At 60.2% G+C, this 1,370-nt stretch carries 1 pseudogene; it reads left to right on the plus strand.

Going from position 1 to position 1,370, the window contains the following annotated elements:
• Nucleotides 1–1,370, plus strand: a pseudogene (locus ACN1C3_RS33170) (sugar-binding protein); the annotation flags it as partial.

Genomic DNA, 1,370 nt, shown 5'->3' on the forward strand with positions numbered 1-1,370 from the left:
CGCACCGGGCAATACACCTGCGCCATTTCATTGCCCGAACTCAAGGCCAATAACCTGTGCGGCCCGGTCGTTCCACTGCAACTGAGCTTCAACCCACTCAATGCCGCCGACAGCGGTTTCGGCAAAGGCTGGAACTTGCAACTGTCGCAGTTCAATCCCACCAACGGTGTGCTGTCGCTGTACACCGGTGAAACCTTCAAGGTCATCCTGGGCGGGCCCAATGGCCCGCTCACTCCGGAAAAAAAACTCGACTCCTTTCATTTCCATGACCTGGGGAACAAGCGCTATCGTGTCGAGCATAAATCCGGCCTGGTGGAGATTCTCCAGGTCCGCCAGGGCGAGATCGCGCTGCCGGTGGAAATGCGCTCCCCTCAGGGCCACAGCGTCACGCTCGACTACGTGGCCTTCGGCACCGAGCCGTTATTGAGCAGCATCCACAATGCCGACGGCACGCAGCTGCTCAGTCTTGTGCGCAGCACCAACCTGCTGAAACTCACGCTGCACCCGGGCAGTGCCTTCGAAGCCCTGTTCCAGATGAATATCCTCGACGGCGAGTGCAGAAGCCTCGTCCTGCCGACCGACGACAACGCCTCCTGGCGCTTCGGTTACACCCCCCAGAGCGGCCTGACCTGCCTTGCGCACGTGTACACCCCCACCGGTGGCCATGAGACCGTCACCTATTCGGGCCGGCCGCACTATTTCCCGGGCCTGACCGGGCGCACCCTGCCGCGGGTAGCATCCCACGTACGCGACCCCGGTTTCGGCCAGCCGGCGATCGAAACCCGCTATGAATACGACGCCAGGGACCACAATTTTCTCGGCTTTGGCAGCGGCCTGTCCTGGAGCGACGATGGCCTGGACAACCTCTATAAAGTGCGCACGGCTTATGAGTACGAGACCACCGAGATCCTCTGGGACGCGTTGAGCGAGAAGAAGGTGCGTGAAACCAAACGCGTGTTCAACCGCTTTCACCTGCTGACCGTGGAAGAAACCACTCAATACAGCACGGACCCCAAGAAAGACCACACCCACCAGAAGACAGAAACCGAGTACCACATCGATCCGAACCTGGACTTCAAGGACCAGAAACCCTATTGCCAGCTGCCGAAAACCGTGACCCAGACCTGGCGCCATGCCAGCACCACGGTGCCTCGGCACGTGGAGACCGTCAGCACCACCTATGACAATTTCGGCAACCTGCTGACCCAGATCAACGCCAACGGCGTGACCGAAACCAGTGAGTGGTACATCGCGAAAGGTGAAGACGACGCAGACGGCAATGTGCTTTGCCCGGCCGACCCGCAAGGGTTTGTGCGCAATCTCAAGAGCAAAACTGTGACCCCGGCCCCCTCCCAATACGGTAAGGCCCC

Source organism: Pseudomonas sp. H11T01 (assembly GCF_048515765.1).
Taxonomy (GTDB): domain Bacteria; phylum Pseudomonadota; class Gammaproteobacteria; order Pseudomonadales; family Pseudomonadaceae; genus Aquipseudomonas.